At 75.0% G+C, this 883-nt stretch carries 1 protein-coding gene; it reads right to left on the bottom strand.

Annotated elements, in window-relative coordinates; translation table 11 throughout:
• Positions 1–84: 84 nt before the first annotated feature.
• The coding region (locus M0638_RS28025) for a GcrA family cell cycle regulator (RefSeq protein ID WP_248670246.1) at positions 85–883 on the bottom strand (799 nt) is incomplete at its 5' end.

An 883-nucleotide genomic window follows, 5' to 3' on the forward strand; every position in this document is an offset into this window, starting at 1 on the left:
TGACCCAGGTGCCGAGGGCGGCGCGCAGGGCGATTTCCAAGCGCTGGGCACGGTTGAGGGCGGCCGGGTCAGCGATCATGCCCTCTACTCCGCCAGCCCGAGCCAGCCGATGCGGCCAATACCCATGGCGCCAGCGGTCGGGCACTGCGTCGCCCCCTTGCGCGCCAGGAACTCGGCCACCAGCGCGTCGGCGTTGGGCGGGGGCGGGACTGGCGCCTTGCGGTGCACGGCGTGGATGCGGTGTCCGGCCGTGATGTTGGCCTTCATCGCCTCACCGGGGCGGCGGCAGGCCAGGATGGATGGCTTCGCCGGCGCGGCGGGCGTGTGCGGCACGGTCGCGACCGGCGCGGCGCGGGCGATGCCGGCGCGCTGGCTCCACGCGGTCTGCCAGGAGCCGTCGGGCGCGGAGATGCGCCGGCTGTGGGTCCTGCTCTCGACCACGATCAGACCGCGGCGGATCAGGCGGCTGATGAGGTGCGCGGCCTCGCCCTGAGAGACGTGATAGGCGGCGACGATCTGCCCGTTGGTGGGCGCGGCGCGGTGCTGTGCCGCCTCACGCCTGATCCAGTCGAGCAGGCGGGCCGCACGATCCTGGGTGCGCTGGACCGGCGCGGTGCGGGCGAGGATCTTGATCCGCCCCATGACGGCGCCGGGCGTGACGCCCATGGCCTCGGCCGCCTCGCCGGAGGTCCGGCCGTCCTTGATGAGCGCGCGCAGTTCGTCGTCGCGCTCCGGGGTCCAGTAGACGGGCGGGCGGGCCGCGCCGGGCTGTCGCGCGACGGGCGACTGGCGGGCGGGCCAGCCGAGGCGGTGTGCCTTGCCGATGATGGCGTCCTTGGACACGCCGAGGCGCGCGCCGATCTCGCGGGCGCTGAGCTTGCCC

The organism is Roseomonas acroporae, from assembly GCF_023223525.1.
GTDB lineage: Bacteria > Pseudomonadota > Alphaproteobacteria > Acetobacterales > Acetobacteraceae > Roseomonas_E > Roseomonas_E acroporae.